The sequence below is a fragment of the Runella sp. R5_40 genome, assembly GCF_057652295.1.
On the sequence record NZ_JBYFCH010000002.1, the window covers coordinates 490,875 to 511,149 of the forward strand.

General features: G+C 47.4%; 16 protein-coding genes. 12 read left to right on the plus strand and 4 right to left on the minus strand.

Features of this window, described 5'->3' with window-relative positions:
• Positions 1–22: 22 nt before the first annotated feature.
• Together AC23N5_RS06845 and AC23N5_RS06850 are read right to left on the minus strand one after the other, a co-directional pair.
• On the minus strand, positions 23–1,030 hold the full coding sequence (locus AC23N5_RS06845; protein ID WP_487754974.1) for a FecR family protein: 1,008 nt from the start codon (positions 1,028–1,030) through the stop codon (positions 23–25).
• Positions 1,027–1,725, minus strand: coding sequence for an RNA polymerase sigma-70 factor (locus AC23N5_RS06850; protein ID WP_487754975.1), 699 nt, complete (start codon positions 1,723–1,725; stop codon positions 1,027–1,029). The genes AC23N5_RS06845 and AC23N5_RS06850 overlap by 4 nt, the downstream gene beginning before the upstream one ends.
• A 191-nt stretch (positions 1,726–1,916) precedes the next feature.
• Here AC23N5_RS06850 and AC23N5_RS06855 point away from each other — a divergent pair, with 191 nt between their 5' ends.
• Positions 1,917–3,104, plus strand: coding sequence for a phosphoglycerate kinase (locus AC23N5_RS06855; protein ID WP_487755025.1), 1,188 nt, complete (start codon positions 1,917–1,919; stop codon positions 3,102–3,104).
• A gap of 61 nt (positions 3,105–3,165) precedes the next feature.
• Here AC23N5_RS06855 and AC23N5_RS06860 read toward each other — a convergent pair whose 3' ends face one another.
• Complete coding sequence (locus tag AC23N5_RS06860) at positions 3,166–3,807, minus strand: hypothetical protein (RefSeq protein ID WP_183974386.1); 642 nt, start codon at positions 3,805–3,807, stop codon at positions 3,166–3,168.
• A 39-nt stretch (positions 3,808–3,846) separates the two neighbouring features.
• Between AC23N5_RS06860 and AC23N5_RS06865 the strand changes: the two genes are divergently transcribed.
• The 7 genes from AC23N5_RS06865 to pheS all read left to right on the plus strand — a co-directional run bounded on the left by AC23N5_RS06865 (position 3,847) and on the right by pheS (position 12,793).
• Positions 3,847–5,298, plus strand: coding sequence for an NADH-quinone oxidoreductase subunit N (locus tag AC23N5_RS06865; protein ID WP_487754976.1), 1,452 nt, complete (start codon positions 3,847–3,849; stop codon positions 5,296–5,298).
• A gap of 228 nt (positions 5,299–5,526) precedes the next feature.
• On the plus strand, positions 5,527–7,482 hold the full coding sequence (locus AC23N5_RS06870; protein WP_487754977.1) for a KUP/HAK/KT family potassium transporter: 1,956 nt from the start codon (positions 5,527–5,529) through the stop codon (positions 7,480–7,482).
• Positions 7,483–7,484: 2 nt separating this feature from the next.
• Positions 7,485–8,546 carry an NAD-dependent epimerase/dehydratase family protein gene (locus AC23N5_RS06875; protein ID WP_487754978.1) on the plus strand — a complete coding sequence of 354 codons (1,062 nt, stop codon included), beginning with the start codon at positions 7,485–7,487 and terminating at the stop codon, positions 8,544–8,546.
• A 9-nt stretch (positions 8,547–8,555) separates the two neighbouring features.
• Positions 8,556–9,392 carry a 5-dehydro-4-deoxy-D-glucuronate isomerase gene (gene kduI, locus AC23N5_RS06880; RefSeq protein ID WP_183974395.1) on the plus strand — a complete coding sequence of 279 codons (837 nt, stop codon included), beginning with the start codon at positions 8,556–8,558 and terminating at the stop codon, positions 9,390–9,392.
• 186 nt (positions 9,393–9,578) lie between these two features.
• Positions 9,579–9,953 (plus strand): ribosome hibernation-promoting factor, HPF/YfiA family, encoded by a 375-nt coding sequence (gene hpf, locus AC23N5_RS06885; RefSeq protein WP_183974397.1) that lies wholly within the window; start codon positions 9,579–9,581, stop codon positions 9,951–9,953.
• Positions 9,954–10,095: 142 nt separating this feature from the next.
• Positions 10,096–11,706: an amidohydrolase family protein gene (locus tag AC23N5_RS06890; protein ID WP_487754979.1), complete on the plus strand. Its 1,611-nt coding sequence runs from the start codon at positions 10,096–10,098 to the stop codon at positions 11,704–11,706.
• Positions 11,707–11,752: 46 nt separating this feature from the next.
• Complete coding sequence (pheS, locus tag AC23N5_RS06895; RefSeq protein WP_028524824.1) at positions 11,753–12,793, plus strand: phenylalanine--tRNA ligase subunit alpha; 1,041 nt, start codon at positions 11,753–11,755, stop codon at positions 12,791–12,793.
• Between the two features lie 174 nt (positions 12,794–12,967).
• Here the strand turns inward: pheS and AC23N5_RS06900 are convergent, their stop codons facing one another.
• Positions 12,968–13,939 (minus strand): NAD(P)H-quinone oxidoreductase, encoded by a 972-nt coding sequence (locus AC23N5_RS06900; RefSeq protein ID WP_487754980.1) that lies wholly within the window; start codon positions 13,937–13,939, stop codon positions 12,968–12,970.
• Between the two features lie 136 nt (positions 13,940–14,075).
• Here AC23N5_RS06900 and AC23N5_RS06905 point away from each other — a divergent pair, with 136 nt between their 5' ends.
• The 4 genes from AC23N5_RS06905 to hemE all read left to right on the plus strand — a co-directional run bounded on the left by AC23N5_RS06905 (position 14,076) and on the right by hemE (position 20,159).
• Positions 14,076–16,208 (plus strand): bifunctional aldolase/short-chain dehydrogenase, encoded by a 2,133-nt coding sequence (locus tag AC23N5_RS06905; RefSeq protein ID WP_487754981.1) that lies wholly within the window; start codon positions 14,076–14,078, stop codon positions 16,206–16,208.
• A 116-nt stretch (positions 16,209–16,324) separates the two neighbouring features.
• A complete protein-coding gene (locus tag AC23N5_RS06910) occupies positions 16,325–17,599 on the plus strand; it encodes a sugar isomerase (protein WP_183974411.1) in 1,275 nt (424 codons plus the stop codon).
• A 1-nt stretch (position 17,600) separates the two neighbouring features.
• On the plus strand, positions 17,601–19,007 hold the full coding sequence (locus tag AC23N5_RS06915) for an FGGY-family carbohydrate kinase (RefSeq protein WP_487754982.1): 1,407 nt from the start codon (positions 17,601–17,603) through the stop codon (positions 19,005–19,007).
• Positions 19,008–19,127: 120 nt separating this feature from the next.
• Positions 19,128–20,159: a uroporphyrinogen decarboxylase gene (gene hemE, locus AC23N5_RS06920; RefSeq protein WP_487754983.1), complete on the plus strand. Its 1,032-nt coding sequence runs from the start codon at positions 19,128–19,130 to the stop codon at positions 20,157–20,159.
• The last annotated feature ends 116 nt before the right edge of the window (positions 20,160–20,275 follow it).

The following is a 20,275-nucleotide window of genomic DNA, read 5'->3' on the forward strand; positions in this document are numbered from 1 at the left end:
AGAAAAGGGTAAACTTTGGTTATTATTCAAAAAAAGTAACCGTAGAATCTTTTTGTTTGTAGTTGATTTCGAGCAATTCGGCCACTACTTGTAAAAACTCATCCGAATTATCGGCCTGAAACGAGCCCGTCACCGTTCGTTCGCCAATCTCCTGATTTTTAAGGACAACGCGCAGGTTGTAGTTGTCGTGGAGTAATTCTACAATTTCCCGAACGGGCGTGCTGTTAAAATTGAAGCGATGTTCTTTCCAAGCCGAACTTACTTCGGGCTCGTCGATACGCATCTGCGTTAGGTTTCCTTTGGCATCCACGTTGACGGCATCGCCTGGTTTCAACCGCAGGCCCCTCACCGCTTTTTTAGCCCCCGTATAATTGAGCTGAATCGCCCCTTTACTCAATATGACTTTGGTTCCGCTGGGGCGGTCAAACACATTGAACTCTGTTCCCAACACCTCCACTTGCACGCCACGGGCTGTTTTTACAAAAAAGCGTTGGTGCGTAGGAGTATGTTGTACGGAGAAAGCTGCTTCTCCCGTCAGCCACACTACCCGTGAGCGCGGGCCAAATCCAAACCTTGGGAAACGCAAAGACGAATGGGCATTGAGCGATACCTGCGAGCCGTCAGGCAAGGTAAGTTGTCGGGTTTCTCCAAAAGCCGTCTCTATCGTTTGGTAAAAAATATAGCTTCTTCCCGCATACATTCCCGCCACCAATACCAACACCACCGAAGCTGCCGCCAGCCACTGGGTAAAAGCAAACCTTCGGCGAACGGGCAGTTCTGAGCTTTGTTCGGTTGCTTCTATATTTTGTTGTTGATTCCAAGACTCAATGCGTGCGTTTAGCAGTGCCAAAGCATCCTCTTCTTCGGCCATGTACTGAAGGTGCTGACGCTCCCATTCGTCGAGCCAAGACACATACAGTAGCTGGTTTTCGGGTTGTTGCAGCCAATCGGCAATCGTCGTTCGCTGAAGTGCCGTTGAGCGTCCGCTAAAATGCGCAAACAGCAGTTCTTTCATTATGGCTTTGTTCATTGATGACAGTATATTGGTGATGGTGTGGATATTTCGGAAGGCGAAGTGGCTGGGACAAAAAACACAAGTCCGCAAAAAAGCCCCATTCGTAGTACTTGCCGCAGTTGTGACAAAGCACGGCTCAAATGGGCTTCAATCGTTTTGGGGGAAATCTGCAACTCGTCGGCAATTTCGCGGTGTTTTTTCCCCTCAAAGCGGCTCATTACAAACACCCGCTGGCACTGCGGTGGCAGCGTACGCACCGTTTCTTCGATGCGCTGGTATAATTCGGTGTATTGCAACAACTGCTCTGGATCAATCTCTACGTTGTTATTGATGCCTTCTGCATTCTCGTCGGTCATGGGCATCTCTTGGTGAAACTCGCGCTGTAGGTACGAATACGCCCGCTTCCGAACGGCCGAATACAAATAAGCTTGGTAGGTGGTTGTGATGTGAAGTTGCGCTTGGTTTTTCCAAAAGCTGAAAAACACTTCGCTTACCAAATCTTCGGCCACCGCCCTTGAATACACAAAGCGCACCGCCTGACTACACAGCGGACGATAGTAGCGCCGAAACAACAGTTCATAGCCTCGCCGCGCATCTTCCTCAAACGCTTGTCGGATAAGATACTCAACGTCAAGGAGTATGGGCTCAACATCTGGCCTTTGAAACGGATGGTTGGAAGGCTGGGGTTGGCTCGGTTGATTTTCGGCCATGGGTCGTTTTTTTTCGGTTTCTATAAGGTAAGTCACAAAAAGCGGCTTCTCCCCTTAGTCAATTCGTAGATTTTTTTTTCTTTTTCCAAGAATTTCACCAAAAACACGGCTAAATGGCCTTTTGCTAGGGTTAATAGAGCGAAAAAACTATTTTTGCCATGAAAAACAATCTTTCAACCCACTTGAATCCTATGAAAACCGTAGATTCGTACAATTTTGCGGGCAAACGTGCCCTCATTCGCGTTGACTTCAACGTTCCTCTCAACGAAAAATTTGAAATTACTGACGACACTCGTATCCAAGCTACGCTACCTACCATTCGTAAGATTTTGGCAGACGGCGGTTCTTGCATTTTGATGTCGCACTTGGGTCGCCCGAAAGATGGTCCAACCGAAAAATATTCGCTCAAACACCTTATCAATCCACTTTCGGTGATTTTGGGTGTCTCTGTAAAATTTGCGGACGATTGCATCGGTGCTTCGGCATCCGAACAGGCCGCTGCGCTTCAACCAGGCGAAGTATTGTTGTTGGAAAACCTTCGTTTTTACAAACAAGAAGAAAAAGGCGACGTTGAGTTTGCCGAAAAACTCTCAAAACTAGGCGATGTTTGGGTAAACGACGCTTTCGGAACGGCTCACCGCGCCCACGCTTCTACGGCCGTTATCGGTCAGTTTTTTGAAGACCGCGTGTGTGGCTACGTCATGCAAGCCGAAATCGACAACGCCCAACGCGTGTTGGAACAAGCCGAACGTCCATTTACGGCAATCATGGGAGGTGCTAAAATTTCGGACAAAATCCTCATCATTGAGCGCTTGTTGGACAAAGTGGATAACCTTATCATCGGCGGTGGTATGACCTATACCTTTACCAAAGCCTTGGGCGGAAAGATTGGAAAATCGCTTTTGGAAGCCGATAAGCAAGAGTTAGCGCTTGAAATTTTGGCAAAAGCCAAAGAAAAAGGCGTGAACATATTGATGCCTTTGGACAACGTTTGCGCGGATGCTTTCTCAAATGATGCCAACCGCCAAATCGTGAAAACGGGACAAATCGAGGATGGATGGGAAGGTTTGGACATTGGCCCAGAAACCATCACCTTGTTTGAAGAAACCGTTCGTAATTCTAAAACGATTCTTTGGAACGGCCCAATGGGCGTATTTGAATTCCCGAACTTTGCGACAGGCACCAACGCCATCGCTGAAGCCGTAGTACAAGCTACCGAGCAAAACGATGCGTTTTCGCTCATCGGTGGTGGTGACTCTGCTTCTGCCATCAACAACGCTGGCTACGGCGACCGCGTAAGCTACGTTTCGACGGGTGGTGGTGCGCTTCTTGAATACATGGAAGGAAAAGTTCTTCCAGGAGTAGCAGCATTGGCTTAAAAATAATTTCGCCCCGATGAGATGTCATCGGGGCGAAATTATTTTTGCTTCTTCACCGTATTTACTGCTCGTAGCGCTCAATCACGCGCAGAAAATCTTCTTCTTTCGAGAATTTAATTTTTTGTTCTTTGATAAACGCCTCCAAATCGGCTTGTTTATCGCTTAGGGCTTCTAACAACGCCTTCTTGTCTTTCTTGAGGCGAATAATCGCGCCGTCTTTGAACAAATACAAAAACTCTTCTTTGACAAAACGCTTCGTCACCGTAGCCGAGCTGTACAGTTTTTCGGTCTGAATTTTAGTAACTGTCCGCTTCAGCAATTTTACTTTTCCGTCGGACAGTACTTGGTAAAAATTACGTCCAGAAAGTGACTCATAGACAGGGAAATTGTTACGAAAAACCCCATCTGTGGTAGCAAATTCGGTAATTTCACTGCTAAACCGATACGATTTTTGGTTCTCTTCGTACTCCAGTTCGTCTTTGTACGTGTCGTACCGCATTTTGGCCAACTCGTAGGTTTTGCCGTTGTGTTTGGCCTTCACCGTTCCTCTCGCCCACTCATCTTTCAGGTAAGGCGAGCCTTCGATTTCGGTATAGCCATTTTCAAAAATAGGACGCCCGTTGATGTCCTGAATGAACATTCCTTGGGCATGGGCAGCGATGGTCGCTAAAATCAATCCGAGACAGAGTAATGACTTTTTCATGTTGAATTGTACTTTTGCTGGCAAATTAATCGAACGACCTTGCAACTCAAAGAGCATTTACTCCATATTATCGAAAGTCTTCCACGGGTAGTGCCCGAAACATGGCTGGCTTTTGCCTTTCTGCTGTTGGTTACGGCCGAGTTAGTGTTGAAACTAACGCGTTGGTCGCAGCAGACGTCCACTGTTTTGTGGTTTTCAGCGTTTGGACTGAGTTTGGCTGGGCTGATGTTGGTTATTCTCCAATGGAACGCCCCCGAAGGCTATTTATTTCACCACCTGCTTTATCTTGACACCAAGGCCGTTTTTTTCAAGGGGCTTGTGCTCATCACTACTCTTTTTGTTCTTCTGCATATTCGCGTCACTCACGCCCAATTACCGCCTGAGTTTTACGCCATTCTACTCGCTATTGTGCTGGGGCTTTGTTTTATGACCATGGCCGTCAATGGCCTTAGCCTTTACCTGTCGATTGAACTCGTTTCGATTGGTTCGTATTTGTTGGCGAGCCTTGGCAAAGGAAAATTGGCCGCCGAAGGAGGGATTAAATACTTGCTTTTTGGCGCACTGAGCTCGGGCATTATGCTGTACGGCCTTTCGTTTCTATACGGAATGACGGGCTCACTCGACCTCACCAGCGAAGTTTTTGCCAATCATCTTGCCCAAAATCACCCCGTTATTATACTCATTGTTGGTTTTCTGACACTTGGTGGCGTTCTTTTCAAACTCTCCTTGGTTCCCTTTCACGTGTGGGCACCCGACGTATATGAAGGAGCACCCACGCCCATTGTTGCCTTTTTATCAACCGCTCCCAAAGCCGCTGCGTTGCTCTTGTTGATGCGTTTGTTGAGTGCACTTCCTGCCGATTTTCAGCAGCTGATGGCGCTCTTGGCACTCAGCAGCATTTTGTTAGGAAATTTGTCGGCACTTTGGCAAAACGACCTCAAGCGTCTTTTGGCTTATTCGGGCATTGCGCAAGCGGGTTTTGCACTCGTAGGCGTGGTGGCTTTCAGCCAAGCGGGTTTTGAAAGCGCTACGTTTTATATTGTTATTTATGTCTTGACCAACCTCGTGGCGTTCTTATTGGTTGACTTGGTGAGTTCTGGCCGCCCGACCTTACTTTCATTGTCAGGTAAAGGGGCGCAACTGCCCGTGCTTGCCGTTTGTTTTGTCATAGTCATGGTGGCTTTGGTAGGCTTACCTCCCACGGCGGGCTTTACCTCCAAACTCTTGGTCTTCTCTGCCCTTTGGGAAGCCAATACCACCGCCCCTTCTTCGCTGCTTACCACGCTGTTGGTGATAGGGCTACTCAACGCCGTCATTTCCTTGGTCTATTACTTCAAAATACCCTTTTATCTATTTTTCAAGGAGGCTCCAGAAGCTAACCACGAAACCCCAAAGCCTGCTGGAACGGCCTTGGTCGTAGCGCTGACGGTGCTTATCGTTGCCCTTTTTCTAAAAACTGACTGGTTGATGCTCTGGATAAAGCAGCTTTAGTAGGTGATTTTATGACTTTTAGCAGGTATTTACCTTGGTTTTAGTAGGTATGACGAATAATTTTGGCCTTCCGAGAACAACGGATGTTACAGACCTTTATATTTGTCCGATTTTTTAAAAACCCACTGATAAACTACGTTTTAGGACATCTCCATGTATTTGGTCTTCATTCATCGATATCACTCTTGCAGATAGTGTTCTCAATTATTCATTCACAATATCTTTTTCATGGAAAGTAATAACGGGCATCACCACCACCTAGATAAAGCTTCAGCCGCTGGGTTATTGATTGCTTTTGGGATTATCTACGGCGACATTGGTACTTCTCCACTGTACGTGATGGACAGCATTTTTAAAGAAGACCCTATCATATCGCCTCAAACGGTTTTGGGAGCCCTTTCTTGCGTTTTTTGGACACTAACGCTCCAAACTACTGTCAAATACGTGGTACTGATTCTCCGAGCCGACAACCGTGGCGAAGGAGGGATTTTTGCCTTGTATGCCTTAGTACGTCGCCATGCTAAATGGCTCACCGTTCCCGCCATTATTGGGGGAGCTGCCCTCTTGGCCGATGGTATTATCACCCCACCTATTTCAGTTTCTTCCGCCATCGAAGGGTTACGTATTATTTATCCTAATATTCAGACTATTCCCATCGTCATAGGAATCATCACTGCCTTGTTTTTGGTACAGGTTTTTGGATCCAATAAAGTAGGCGGCGCTTTTGGTCCCATTATGTTTATTTGGTTTTCGATGCTCGGGACGTTCGGAATTATCTGGATTGCCAAAGATTGGACCATTTTGCGGGCTATTAACCCTTACTACGCGTATCAGCTTTTGTTCGAAAAACCCGAAGGTTTTTGGTTGCTCGGAGCTGTTTTCTTGTGTACCACGGGAGCCGAAGCCCTCTACTCTGACTTGGGACACTGCGGCCGCGCCAACATCCGTGTCAGTTGGGTCTTTGTAAAGTTGTGCTTAATCCTCCAATACTTTGGTCAAGGTTCTTGGTTGCTTTCTCACGCGGGTGAGTCGCTAGACGGACGCCGTCCCATCTACGAACTCATGCCTGACTGGTTTCTTCTTCCAGGGATTGCAATCGCGACTTCGGCGGCCATCATCGCCAGCCAAGCCTTGATTTCGGGTTCGTTTACGCTCGTGAGCGAAGCCATTCGTCTCAATTTTTGGCCTAAAGTTCGTTTGCGCTACCCAAGCCTTCAAAAAGGGCAGTTGTACGTCCCAAGCGTCAACTTATTGCTGTGGTTGGGCTGCGTTGGCGTGGTGTTGTATTTCAAAGAATCATCGGCTATGGAAGCGGCCTATGGTCTTGCCATTACCCTGACCATGTTGATGACGACGATTTTGATGTCCTATTACCTCTACGCCAAAAAATTCCAAATGTGGGGTGTCGTTGCTTTTATGGCCATCTACATTGCAATTGAAGGCTCATTTTTAATAGCCAACCTCGTCAAGTTCATGCACGGAGGTTGGGTATCGCTCGTCATTGGGGCTATGATAGCCGGGTTGATGTTTGTTTGGTACCGTGCTTTCTACATCAAACTTCGCTTGACCGAATACGTCAAACTCAACGATTACGTGGATTCACTCAAAGAGCTTAGTCGCGACATTTCGATTCCTAAATACGCTACCCACCTCATTTTTATGAGCAATGCTTCGCGGATGTCGGAAATCGAATCAAAAGTGATTTACTCCATCTTCCAAAAACGCCCCAAACGCGCCGATATTTACTGGTTTGTCCACGTCGATACCACCGATGACCCATATACAATGGAATACAAAGTAAACGTCATCGAGCCCGACGACGTCATTCGGGTAAACTTCCGTTTGGGCTTCCGTATCGAACAACGGGTCAACCTTTACTTCAAAAAAGTGATTGAAGAAATGGTAAAAAACAAGGAAGTGGATATCACAAGCCGCTACGAATCGCTCAATCGACACAATGTTATCGGCGATTTTCGGTTTGTAGTATTAGAGAAGTTCTTGTCGTTCGAAAACGAACTTCCGCTGTTTGAACAGGCCATTATGAAGGCGTATTTCTTTATCAAAGGCTTTACGACCAGCGAGGATAAATGGTTTGGACTTGACAGTAGCGCGGTAAAAATCGAAAAAGTACCGCTCATTATTCGTCCAGCCGAAAACATCAAATTAAAACGTATTTATAGTTAAAAATGAAAATATTAATCACAGGTGGAGCTGGTTTTGTAGGCTCATCGTTGGCCATTGCGCTAAAAACCAATTACCCATCGTACGAAATCTTTTGCTTAGATAATTTAAAAAGAAAAGGTTCAGAACTCAACGTTTCTCGATTGACCCAAGCAGGCATTACGTATGTTCACGGAGACATTCGTAGCAAAGAAGACTTTGACTCGCTGCCCGCCGTCGATGCGGTCATCGAAGCATCGGCCGAGCCTTCGGTATTGGCAGGACTTGACGGAACACCCGACTACCTCATCAATACCAATTTGTTCGGGACGGTCAACTGCCTCAACTACGCCCTCAAGCACAAAGCTGATTTTATATTTCTTTCAACGAGCCGCGTCTATCCCATCAAGACGATTGAAACGTTGAATTTTGTGGAAGAAGAAACGCGCTTTTCTCTCTCCGACGACCAACCCGTGAAAGGCGTATCGTCCAAGGGAATTGCCGAAGATTTTCCGCTCGACGGCGCTCGTTCGTTGTACGGCACCACCAAACTCGCTTCAGAGCTTTTGATTCAAGAATACAACGAGTTTTATGGCCTTCGTACAATCATCAACCGTTGCGGGGTCATCACGGGGCCTTGGCAAATGGGAAAAGTCGATCAAGGTGTGATGGTGCTTTGGATTGCCAAACACTATTGGGAACAGCAACTCGGGTATTTTGGCTACGGTGGTACGGGAAAACAAACCCGCGATATGCTCCACGTGGCCGATTTGTACCGTTTGATTGACTGGCAATTGCACAACATCGACCAAGTAAATGGCGAAATTTTGAACGCAGGTGGAGGCGTAGAAAGCAGCACGTCGTTGCAAGAATTGACCAAAATTTGCCAAGAAGTAACGGGCAAAACCATTCCAATCAAACAAGTACCCGAAACCCGCACGGCGGATATTCGGATGTACATTACAGACAACAGCAAAGTGACTCGTCTGACGGGTTGGAAACCAGAAATTGGAGTTCGCCAAATTGTCGAAGAAATCACCGAATGGCTCGACCAAAACAACAAAGCCTTAGAACCAATTTTAAAATAACCTTTACTCATGCACATTCAGGTACGCCATACGACCAATCCCGTCGATTTTAAAAATTACACGACTCAACGTATTCGGGAAGAGTTTTTGATGGAAAAAATGTTCGTCCCCGACCAATTCCATTTTGTGTATTCTCACTACGACCGCATGATTGTGGGGGGAATTAAGCCCGTCGGGCAGTTGCACAAACTGCCAACCTACGACGAACTCCGCTCTGATTATTTCTTGGAACGTCGCGAATTGGGCATTCTTAACATCGGTGGCGATGGCTTTGTGATGGTCGAAGATGAGTTGTTTACGCTTCAAAAGCGGGACTGCTTGTACGTAGGCAAAGGCAATAAAACCGTCACTTTCAAAAGCCTAGACCCTGAATTTCCCGCTAAGTTTATCCTCGTTTCGACGCCCGCTCACCGCGCCGTACCCACGGCCATGATGAAAGCCGCCGATGCAAGTCCAGCCGATATGGGCTCGCCCGAAACAGCCAATACGCGTACCATTTATAAATACATCCATGCCGATGGCCTCGAAAGTTGTCAGCTGGTGATGGGCATGACGTCCATGAAATACAGCAGCGTGTGGAACACCATGCCGCCGCACGTCCACGACCGCCGTACCGAAATCTACGTTTACTTTGACTTAGATGACGCCCACCGCGTTTTCCATTTTATGGGCGAACCTACCGAGACGCGGCACTTATTGGTTGCCAATGAGCAAGCCATCATTTCACCTCCGTGGTCGATTCACGCGGGTGCTGGTACAACGAGTTATTCTTTCTTGTGGGCAATGGCTGGAGAGAACTATGTCTATACCGATATGGATACGTTGGCACTGAGCGAGTTGAAATAAAATTTCAAAAAAAGTAGCCGTAGTCCTTGATTTTCTCAAAATAAATACACAGTTTAGACTCACAATCGTAACAGGTGGGCCGAAGTCCTGAAAATAGCGGTCTGTTTGTGACAGACCGCTATTTTTTACCCTTTTCAAATCCACGAATGCGGTTGCAAATGATTGTTAAACTTAAAGCGTAAAATTATGAGACTGCAAATGCACGCTATCCACTTCGACGCAGATCCAAAACTGCTCGAATTCATTCAGAAAAAACTTGAAAAACTCGAAACGTTCTATGACCGAATAACAGGAGGAGAAGTGTATCTCCGATTAGATAAAAGCGAAAGCAGTAAAGTCAAAGATAAAATCCTAGAAGTAAAAATTAAAGTACCTAGCGGTGAGCTATTTGTCAAAGAAAAAGGCAAGTCATTTGAAGAAGCTACCGACCTTGCGTTGGAAGCCCTCAAAAGCCAAATCAAGAAGTTCAAATCGAAACGCCAAGAGGTAGAAAATAAAACCATCAAAGATGCCCAAAGCGGCACCGAGGTAGAAGAAGAAGTAGAAATCGACGAAGTATAAGTCAGATTTTCACAAAAAAAGAGCGAGGATGCGGTCCTCGCTCTTTTTTTGTGTCATTCAAAAATTCGCCAATGGATTACTCGCTATTCGGTCTTCAATTCTGTACATTTGACTTTTACTCATCAACCTTTTTGAACACTACATGAAAAGTAAACTTCTCCTAACCTCACTTCTTTGCTTTCAGGTGTTTGGGCTATTGGCTCAAGTCCAAAAAGCGCCCAACCGCGCCGAAGGCGATGGCCCTCACAAACGCCTTATTATTCGGGGTGTGACCATCATCAATAGCACAGGTTCGCCTCCAATCGGCCCCATGGATATTTTGGTTGAGAACAACCGAATTGCCCAAATTCGCCAAGCAGGCTACCCTGGTATGCCCGCCCAAGACGGCATCAAAGCAACCTCCACCGACAAAGAACTGAACTGCCGTGGCATGTACCTCATGCCTGGGTTTGTGGATATGCACGGACACATCGGTGGCGTGCAGCAAGGTGCCAACGCCGAGTATGTTTTTAAACTTTGGATGGCCCACGGTGTCACTACCGTCCGCGACCCGTCGTGCGGGAATGGACTCGACTGGGTACTTGACCAAAAAGAAAAAAGCAACAAAAACTTGATTACCGCGCCTCGTATCAAGGCTTACACGGTGTTTGGACAAGGCGCGAAAGATTTCATCACGACCCCCGAACAAGCCCGCGAATGGGTACGTCAAAACGCCCAGAAGGGTGCCGATGGTATCAAGTTTTTTGGAGCCGAACCCGATGTATTCAAGGCGGCATTGGAAGAAAACAAAAAGCTCGGCCTTGGCTCGGCCTGCCACCACGCCCAAACCGAAGTAGCACGCATGAACGTACTGGCGACCGCCAAAGCGGGGCTGACCAGCATGGAGCACTGGTACGGGCTACCCGAAGCCCTTTTTGACGACAAAACCGTCCAAAATTATCCTTCCGACTATAATTACAACAACGAGCAAAATCGTTTTGAAGAAGCAGGAAAATTGTGGAAGCAAGCCGCCAAACCAGGTTCAGAACGTTGGAACTACGTAATGGAAGAATTGTTGAAACTAGATTTCACCCTCGACCCTACCTTCAACATCTACGAAGCCAACCGCGAACTGATGCTCGCCCGCCGCGCCGAGTGGCACGACGAATATACCCTGCCGTCGCTTTGGCGGTTTTATGGCCCAAGCCGAATTTCGCACGGGTCGTATTGGCACAATTGGGGCACGGAACAAGAAGTAGCGTGGAAAGAAAACTATCGGTTGTGGATGGCGTTTATCAACGAATACAAAAACCGAGGTGGCCGCGTCACGACGGGTTCTGATTCGGGCTTTATTTACCAACTGTACGGTTTTGCATACATCCGCGAGTTGGAGTTGCTGCGCGAAGCAGGTTTCCACCCGATGGAAGTCGTTCGGGCCGCCACCATCAAAGGGGCGGAAGCATTGGGAATGGCCAAAGAAATTGGCTCGGTTGAAGTTGGGAAATTGGCCGACTTTGTCATTACCGAAGAAAATCCGCTGGCCAATTTGAAAGTCCTTTACGGCACAGGCGCGATTCGTCTGAACGACAAAAACGAGGTGGTTCGTGCGGGTGGCGTAAAATATACCGTCAAAGATGGTATTGTTTATGACGCCAAAAAGCTTTTGGCCGACGTTCGTAAAATTGTGGCTGACGCTAAAAAAGAGGAGAATTTTGAAATCACCCAGCCTGGTATTCCCCAAAAGGCGGGCAAAGTATCAGGTAGCAATAAATAGGGAAGAATGTTTAACTTTGCAGCTATTAAAGTCACCAATCACCCTCATGCTAACAGAACGCGTCAAAGAGATATATCAAGAAATTGAGCAGTTTGAAGTTGCTACCAAAGAGCAGTTAGAACAATACCGCCAGCGATTTGTAGGTCGGAAAGGGGCGGTCGAAGCCTTGTTTGAAGGACTCAAAGACATCCCAAAAGAAGCCCGTCGTGCAGTAGGGCAAGAACTGAATGCCCTCAAAAACTTTGCTACTGACCGTTTTACGGCCATTCAAGCAGAATTCGAGTCTAACGACGGTGGCAATGCGGGTCCAGCCATTGATTTGACCCTGCCCGTTGCTTCAAACCAATTAGGCAGCATTCACCCGCTGACGTTGGCGCGCGCCAAAATCATCGAGATTTTTGAGCGCATGGGCTTTAGCGTAGCCGACGGCCCCGAAATCGAGTCAGACTGGTACAACTTCACCGCGTTGAATTTTCCCGAAAATCACCCTGCGCGCGAAATGCAGGATACGTTTTTTGTGGCCAAAAACGCCGAAGACCCTACCCAAGATATGCTGTTGCGTACGCACACGTCCAACGTACAAATTCGGATGATGGAGCGCCAAAAGCCGCCTATTCGCGCCATTATGCCTGGGCGGGTATATCGCAACGAAGCCATTTCCGCCCGCGCTCACTGCTTCTTTCACCAAGTAGAAGGGCTTTACATTGACAAAAACGTAAGTTTCAAAGACTTAAAAGATACCCTCTATCATTTCTCCAAAGAGATGTTCGACAAAGACGTGAAGATTCGTCTGCGTCCTTCGTTTTTTCCTTTTACCGAACCTAGCGCCGAAATCGACATTTGGTTAGGAACCGATACCGAAGAAACGTATCGCCTTTCAAAAGGGACAGGTTGGGTAGAAATTGCGGGAAGTGGCATGGTTGACCCGAACGTGTTGGCCAACTGCGGCATCGACCCCGAAGAGTACACAGGTTTTGCGTTTGGAATGGGCGTTGAGCGCATTGCCCAGCTCCGTTACGGCGTTCGCGACCTTCGTCTTTATTCTGAAAACGACGTTCGTTTCTTGCGTCAGTTTGAAGGAGTTTAAGTGCTAAAGCGCAAGTTAATTGTTATCCGTTCAAAGCCAGTCAATTACACTTTTACAAGTACACGAAAACTTTCACTTTATTATACAAAATATGGGTCGGGTTGTAAGCAACCCGACCCACGCTTTGTGCTGAGGGTTGCTCACAACCCGACCGATACCAACGCCCTGACTTTCTTAGTCCACACGCAGCACAATCTTCCCAATATGCTCGCTGCTTTCCATCAGGCGATGCGCCTCAGCCGCTTCTTCTAACGGAAACGTTTTATACAAAATAGGTTCAAACGTACCTGCTTCTATCAACGGCCATACGTGTTTTTCTACCTCGGCGGCCAACTGCGCCTTAAACGCATCGTCGCGCGGGGCAAGCATACTTCCCGTAATCGTGATTCGCTTGCTCATTACTTCCAAAATATTGAACTGAGATTGCGCCCCGCCTAAACTCGCGATAAAACCCAAACGGCCATCGGTGCGCAGCAGACGGATATTTTTTGCGGTATAATCTCCTCCAACGTAGTCCAAAATCACGTCCATTCCGTAGGGTTTTAGTTCCCCCAGAAAATCCTGCGTTTTATAATTGACACAACGAACGGCGCCAAGTTCTTCGCAGAAACGGCATTTTTGGTCGCTGCCCGCTGTCGCAAACGCTTGCACGCCAAACGCCTTTGCCAACTGAATCGCCGTGACACCAATGCCACTCGTGCCTCCGTGTACCAAAAAATTTTCGCCAGTTTTTAAGTGCATTCGTTGAAACACATTGCTCCAAACCGTCATTGTCGTTTCGGGCAAACAGGCAGCTTTTTCAAACGACATACCCGTTGGAACAGGCAAACAATGGTCTGCTTCGGCCAAGGCGTACTCGGCATATCCGCCATTTTTAATGAGCGCACACACCTTATCGCCCACTTTCCAACGCGACACATTTTCGCCAATTTCGGCGATGATTCCCGCAACTTCAAGCCCCAGCGGCTCGGTAGGCGGTTGCGACGAAATCCCGTAACGACCTTGACGCATCAAAATATCGGCACGATTTATGCCCGCCGCATAAACGCGGATAAGCACCTTTGTACCAGTAGAAATAGGGACAGAACGGTCTTCTAAAGACAAAACCTCAGGTCCTCCAGTTTGGGTAACTATCATTGCTTTCATGGTCGTAAAAATAAAAGATAAGAAAATATAAAAATAGTCCATGAAGGTACATGACACTATCCCAAGAAACGTCACCTAAATTTGTACTATCAATCTCAGAACAGGTACTATACTATTCATAATCGCACAAAACACCATGTCAGCGACTACCACGCAATTCAAACATGTGAGCTATCTTTGGGACGAAGCCAAAGCCGCCGAACTCGCGGGCGACGAAGTAGCTCTTTTTATTTATCGTTCCAACATTCTGGGCGCCGATCTTCGTTTGACTAACTACGGAGGCGGTAACACGTCCGTTAAAATTACGGATAAAGACCCACTTACGGGCAAAGATGTCGAAGTAATGTGGATAAAAGGCTCAGGCGGAGACATTGGTACGCTCAAAAAATCAGGATGCGCGGCATTGTATATGGAGCGCTTACGAAACCTCGAAAACGTTTATCGTGGTGTGGAGTTTGAAGATGAAATGGTAGAATTGTTCAACCACTGTATCTTTGATCTCGCCTCAAAAGCACCATCTATTGATACTCCTCTCCACGGATTTTTACCCTTTGCGCACATCGACCACCTTCACCCAGATGCAGCCATTGCCATTGCCGCGGCCAAAGACGGGAAGAAAATCACCGAAGAACTGTTTGGTGGTGAAGTAGGTTGGGTAGGTTGGCAACGCCCAGGGTTTGAGCTTGGCCTTCAGCTCCGCGCTTGTTTGGAAGAGGCTGCTTCTCGCGGTATCAAATTGCGTGGTATCATGCTTGGCTCACACGGTTTGTTTACGTGGGGAGACACTGCCTACGAAAGCTACCTCAATACCCTCGAAGTAATCGAAAAATGTGCCGAATACTTAGAAGCAAATTACGGTAAGACTCGTCCCGTATTTGGAGGACCCAAAATCGAGAGCCTTCCTGTAGAAGCACGTACAAAACAAGCGTCAAAATTAGCGCCTATTTTGCGTGGTTTCTGCTCGTCGTACCGCACGATGGTGGGGCATTTTACCGACGATGCGCGCGTATTGGAGTTTGTAAACTCAAACGATTTGGACAAATTGGCTCCCCTCGGAACTTCTTGCCCCGACCACTTCCTCCGCACAAAAATCTCTCCGTTGGTGCTTGAACTTGCTCCCGACGAAGACCTATCGGACGTAGCGGCTATCAAAGCTAAGTTAACACCTGCGTTTGAAGCTTACCGTGTGATGTACTCCGACTATTACGAAGCTTGCAAACACCCTAATAGCCCTGCCATGCGCGACCCTAACCCCGTCGTGATTTTGTACCCAGGCGTGGGGATGTTTACCTTCTCAAAAGATAAAACAACGGCTCGTTTGGCCTCTGAGTACTACATCAATGCCGTCAATGTAATGAAAGGTGCCGAAGCCGTTTCAGAATATACGGCCTTGCCTCGCCAAGAAGCTTTTAATATTGAATATTGGTTGTTGGAAGAAGCCAAACTTCAACGGATGCCAAAGCCCAAAGCTTTATCAGGACGCGTAGCGTTGGTAACAGGTAGCGCGGGCGGTATTGGTAAAGCTATCGCCAAAAAATTTGCCGAAGAAGGTGCCGTTGTGGTTCTCAATGACATCAACGAAGAGCGCCTTGCGGGAGCGAAAGACGAATTTGTCAAGAAATTTGGCAGAGATTCTGTATCGACTACGCTCCTTAACGTAACCGACGCCGCCAGCATCGTGGATGCGATGGATGCCGCAGCGCTTGCGTTTGGCGGGGTTGACATCATCGTCAACAACGCAGGTATCAGTATTTCAAAACCCATCCAAGACCATACCCTTCAAGATTGGGATCGCTTGTACGACATCCTCGTCAAAGGACAGTTCCTTGTGACGCAAGCGGGGGTAGAAGTGATGCGCAAGCAAGGTTTTGGGGGCGATATCATCAATATTGTGAGTAAAAATGCCCTTGTTTCTGGACCAAACAACGCAGGATACGGCTCGGCCAAAGCGGCACAATTGCACTTGAGCCGCCTGAATGCAGCCGAATTGGGCGGAGATAAAATCCGTGTCAATACGGTTAACCCCGACGCTGTTATCGCTGACTCGAACATTTGGGCAGGTGGCTGGGCAGCAGGACGCGCCAAAGCGTACGGCATCACCATCGAAGAACTTCCTGCGTACTACGCCAAACGTACGCTTCTCAACGAAGCCATCCTTCCCGACGATATCGCCAATGCGTGTTTCGCCTTCGTAGGAGGTTTACTCAGCAAGTCAACGGGTAACGTTTTGAACGTAGATGGCGGAGTAGCCATGGCGTTTGTTCGCTAAAAAAGATTGTTTTTTCATCATAGGTTAGTTTAATACTCGAATCTAACGCCTGAATTCAGGCGTTAGATTTTATCACTATAACCTATTTTTTAAACTTCTTCATCCCAATTCTTACCATGCAACTCGAAAAGTATAAAATACAACAGCATAACGATGACCTACTTACGGGGCATCAACGCCGTTTGAGCTTTGCTGTTTCAGAAATTGAAAACGCTGAAGCCATCATCCAAAAATTGGTTGATTTTCAAATCGCCATTCCTTCGTGGGCACTTGGAACGGGCGGAACGCGCTTTGGCCGTTTTGCGGGCGGTGGCGAACCTCGTAGCCTTGAAGAAAAAATCGAAGACGTAGGTTTATTACACGCCTTGAATCAAGCATCGGGCGCGATTTCCCTTCACATCCCTTGGGATATTCCAAAAGATGCCAAAGCGATTAAAGCGCTGGCAGCACAACACGGCTTGAAATTTGACGCCGTTAACTCCAATACCTTCCAAGACCAAGCCGACCAAGCGTTAAGCTATAAATTTGGTTCGTTGCAAAACGTTGACAAAGGCGTTCGTAAACAAGCCATTGAACATAACATTGAAGTGATTAAGCACGGTATCGAGCTTGGTTCGGAATCGTTGACCGTTTGGCTTTCGGATGGCTCGTGTTTTCCTGGACAACTCAATTTCCGTAGAGCTTACCAAAATACCCTCGAAAGCCTCCACGAGATTTATGCGGCCATGCCTGATAACTGGAAGATGTTCTTGGAATACAAAGCCTATGAACCTAACTTCTATTCGACGACCGTGGGCGACTGGGGGCAGTCGTATTCGTACGTACAAAAACTCGGAGACCGCGCCTATACGCTCGTTGACTTAGGACACCACTTACCTAATGCCAACATTGAGCAAATCGTTGCGCTTTTGTTGATGGAAGAAAAACTTGGTGGTTTCCACTTCAATGACTCTAAATACGGCGACGACGACCTCACGGCAGGTGCCATGAAACCGTATCAATTGTTCCTTATTTTCAACGAATTGGTGGACGGTATGGATGCCCGTGGGTTAAATCACGCCACTGATTTGGGCTGGATGATTGATGCTTCGCACAACGTCAAAGACCCGCTTGAAGATTTGCTTCAGTCGGTCGAAGGCATTATGATGGCGTATGCCCAGGCACTTTCGGTCGATAGAAAGGCACTCGAAGAAGCCCAAGCCATCAGCGATGTGGTTCGTTGCCAAGAAATTCTCCAAAATGCGTTCCGTACTGACGTTCGTGCCATCGTGGCCGAAGCTCGTCTTCGTGCGGGCGGGGCATTGAATCCATTGGGACTTTTCCGTCACTTAAAAGTGCGCGAAAACCTCATCGCCGAACGTGGTCTTAAAACTGTAGCGACTGGCTTGTAAAATGAAAACTCCTGTTTGTGCCGTATTGGACATTGGTAAAACCAACAAAAAAGTATTTCTCTTTGACGAAAACTACCGCATTGTTTTGGAAAAATCGGGGCAATTTCCCGAAACAACCGACGAAGACGGCGACCCCTGCGAAAACGTTGACCTCTTGACCGATTGGGTGATTCAATCACTCCAAGAAGTGTTATCGCTCGAAGAATACGACGTCAAAGCCATTAATTTCTCCACCTACGGGGCAAGTTTTGTTCACGTAGGAGAGGATGGCAAACCCGTTGCCCCTTTGTACAACTACCTAAAACCGTACCCCGAGGCACTCAAAAAGCAATTTTATGATACCTACGGCGGCGAACAGGAATTTTCTCGCAAAACGGCCTCTCCTATTTTAGGAAGCCTCAATTCGGGTATGATTATTTATCGCCTGAAGCATGAAAACCCTGCGTTGTTTGAAAAAATAAAGTACTCACTGCACTTACCCCAATACGTCAGTTCGTTGATTTCGGGGCAATTTGCTTCCGATATTACGAGCATTGGTTGCCATACCAACCTCTGGGACTTTGATACGAACGCTTACCACGCGTGGGTGTCACAAGAGCAAATTGGGGATAAACTTGCGCCCATTCAATCCGCAGACGTAGTTTCAACTCACGTGCTTAATGAGCAAGAGCGCATTGTGGGCGTCGGGTTGCACGACAGTTCTTCGGCGCTAATTCCGTACTTGGTGAGTTTTTTAGAGCCCTTTGTATTGATTTCAACGGGAACGTGGTGCATTAGCCTCAATCCTTACAATCATACGCCGCTTACTGCCGAGGAACTCCAATACGATTGCTTGTGCTACATGCAGTACAACGGCAAGCCTGTGAAGGCATCGCGCTTGTTTGCGGGCTACGAGCACGAACAGCAAACCAAGCGATTGGCGGCTCATTTCGACAAAGACCTTGATTTCTACAAAAAAGTGGCGTTTGATGCGGCCATCATTCACCAACTTAAAACGGAGAAAAAAACCGAAGGCATCGATTTTGAAAGCCTTTCAAAACCTCCGATGACGGAAGGGTTGTTTGGAAAAAGAGATTTGTCAGCTTTTGAGTCGTACGAGCAGGCGTACCACCAGTTGATTTTGGACATTGTCGGTCAGCAAATAATTTCGACGGAGTTAGTGTTAAGAGGCTCAACCGTTAAGCGGATTTTTGTGGACGGTGGTTTTTCCAAAAACCCCATTTATATGAATCTTTTGGCGGGGGCATTTCCTGACCTGGAGGTATTTGCGGCATCGGTAGCACAAGCTACTTCGTTGGGGGCAGCGTTGAGCATTCATCGCCATTGGAACACCAAAACGCTCCCGCCCGATTTGATTGATTTACGTTTTTATAATGGGCACCTTTCCCTCGACGGAATAACATCGTAACCTTTCTCTATAAACCCCTAGCCGCCAATCGGAGTCAAACCCGCTGGCGGCTTTTTTATCAAACACATATTTCTACCCCTACCCCCATCTCAACTGCCCGCTTCTTCGTACATTTGCAGTATGGAATTACTACAAAATGACTTGTTTCTGCGTGCTGCACGCGGAGAAAAAACCGAACGTGTACCTGTTTGGATGATGCGTCAAGCGGGTCGAATTTTAGCCGAGTACCGTGCTGTGCGCGAGAAAGCAGGAAGTTTTATCCAATTGGCCACCACGCCCGAGCTAGCCGCCGAAGTGACCATCCAGCCCGTTGATTTGTTGGGCGTAGATGCTGCCATCATTTTTTCTGACATTCTCGTAGTGCCCGAGGCCATGGGATTGCCGTATGAAATGGAAGAAAAACGCGGCCCCGTATTTCCGAACGTTGTCAAAACGACGGCCGATATCGACGCCTTGCGTATTGCCGACCCTGAAACAGACTTAGGCTATGTGTTGGAAGCCATCAAAATCGTGAAGCGTGACCTCAACGGCCGCGTACCACTCATTGGCTTTGCAGGTGCTCCTTTCACTATTTTTTGCTACATGGTTGAAGGCCGTGGGTCAAAGACGTTTTCAGTCGCCAAAAAAGCCCTTTATGCTGACCCTGAGTTTTCACATAAGTTGCTTCAAAAAATCACTGACAGCACCATTGCGTATTTAAAAGCGCAAATTGCCGTAGGCGCTAATTTGGTGCAGATTTTTGATTCATGGGCGGGAATTCTTTCTCCAGAACAATACCGCGAGTATTCGTTGCCTTACATCAAACAAATCTGCGATGCCGTTACCGAAGCTCCCGTGACAGTCTTTGCCAAAGGCGCATTTTTTGCCCGCCAAGAAATTGGACAATTGAGCTGTTCGGTAGTAGGGTTGGATTGGAACATGGACGCTGCTGAGTCGCGCGTGCTTATTCCCAACAAAACCCTCCAAGGCAATCTCGACCCCTGCGTTTTGTACGCTCCTTACGACCAAATTCGCAAAGAGGTACGCAAGATGATTGATACCTTTGGAACACAACACTACATCGCCAACTTAGGACATGGCGTTTATCCTGATACCGACCCCGATAAAGTGCGTTGCTTTATCGAAACCGTAAAGGAATATTCTAGTTTATAAGCACTTTGCCCGCAAAACTCAAGGGGTTGGGAGCAACCCCTTGCACTAACCTATAAAAATTAACTCTTTTTAACGATTTTGTCACATACTTATCATAGTTTGGAATCGTTTTTGTA

What these genes read in the sequence shown, in the direction of transcription:
- AC23N5_RS06855 (WP_487755025.1), top strand. Translation starts at nt 1,917, where the DNA reads ATGAAAACCGTAGATTCGTACAATTTTGCGGGCAAACGTGCCCTCATT.
- pheS (WP_028524824.1), top strand. Translation starts at nt 11,753, where the DNA reads ATGCTAACAGAACGCGTCAAAGAGATATATCAAGAAATTGAGCAGTTT.
- AC23N5_RS06860 (WP_183974386.1), bottom strand. Translation starts at nt 3,807, where the DNA reads ATGAAAAAGTCATTACTCTGTCTCGGATTGATTTTAGCGACCATCGCT.
- AC23N5_RS06875 (WP_487754978.1), top strand. Translation starts at nt 7,485, where the DNA reads ATGAAAATATTAATCACAGGTGGAGCTGGTTTTGTAGGCTCATCGTTG.
- AC23N5_RS06900 (WP_487754980.1), bottom strand. Translation starts at nt 13,939, where the DNA reads ATGAAAGCAATGATAGTTACCCAAACTGGAGGACCTGAGGTTTTGTCT.
- hpf (WP_183974397.1), top strand. Translation starts at nt 9,579, where the DNA reads ATGAGACTGCAAATGCACGCTATCCACTTCGACGCAGATCCAAAACTG.
- hemE (WP_487754983.1), top strand. Translation starts at nt 19,128, where the DNA reads ATGGAATTACTACAAAATGACTTGTTTCTGCGTGCTGCACGCGGAGAA.
- AC23N5_RS06915 (WP_487754982.1), top strand. Translation starts at nt 17,601, where the DNA reads ATGAAAACTCCTGTTTGTGCCGTATTGGACATTGGTAAAACCAACAAA.
- kduI (WP_183974395.1), top strand. Translation starts at nt 8,556, where the DNA reads ATGCACATTCAGGTACGCCATACGACCAATCCCGTCGATTTTAAAAAT.
- AC23N5_RS06905 (WP_487754981.1), top strand. Translation starts at nt 14,076, where the DNA reads ATGTCAGCGACTACCACGCAATTCAAACATGTGAGCTATCTTTGGGAC.
- AC23N5_RS06910 (WP_183974411.1), top strand. Translation starts at nt 16,325, where the DNA reads ATGCAACTCGAAAAGTATAAAATACAACAGCATAACGATGACCTACTT.
- AC23N5_RS06845 (WP_487754974.1), bottom strand. Translation starts at nt 1,030, where the DNA reads ATGAACAAAGCCATAATGAAAGAACTGCTGTTTGCGCATTTTAGCGGA.
- AC23N5_RS06890 (WP_487754979.1), top strand. Translation starts at nt 10,096, where the DNA reads ATGAAAAGTAAACTTCTCCTAACCTCACTTCTTTGCTTTCAGGTGTTT.
- AC23N5_RS06850 (WP_487754975.1), bottom strand. Translation starts at nt 1,725, where the DNA reads ATGGCCGAAAATCAACCGAGCCAACCCCAGCCTTCCAACCATCCGTTT.
- AC23N5_RS06870 (WP_487754977.1), top strand. Translation starts at nt 5,527, where the DNA reads ATGGAAAGTAATAACGGGCATCACCACCACCTAGATAAAGCTTCAGCC.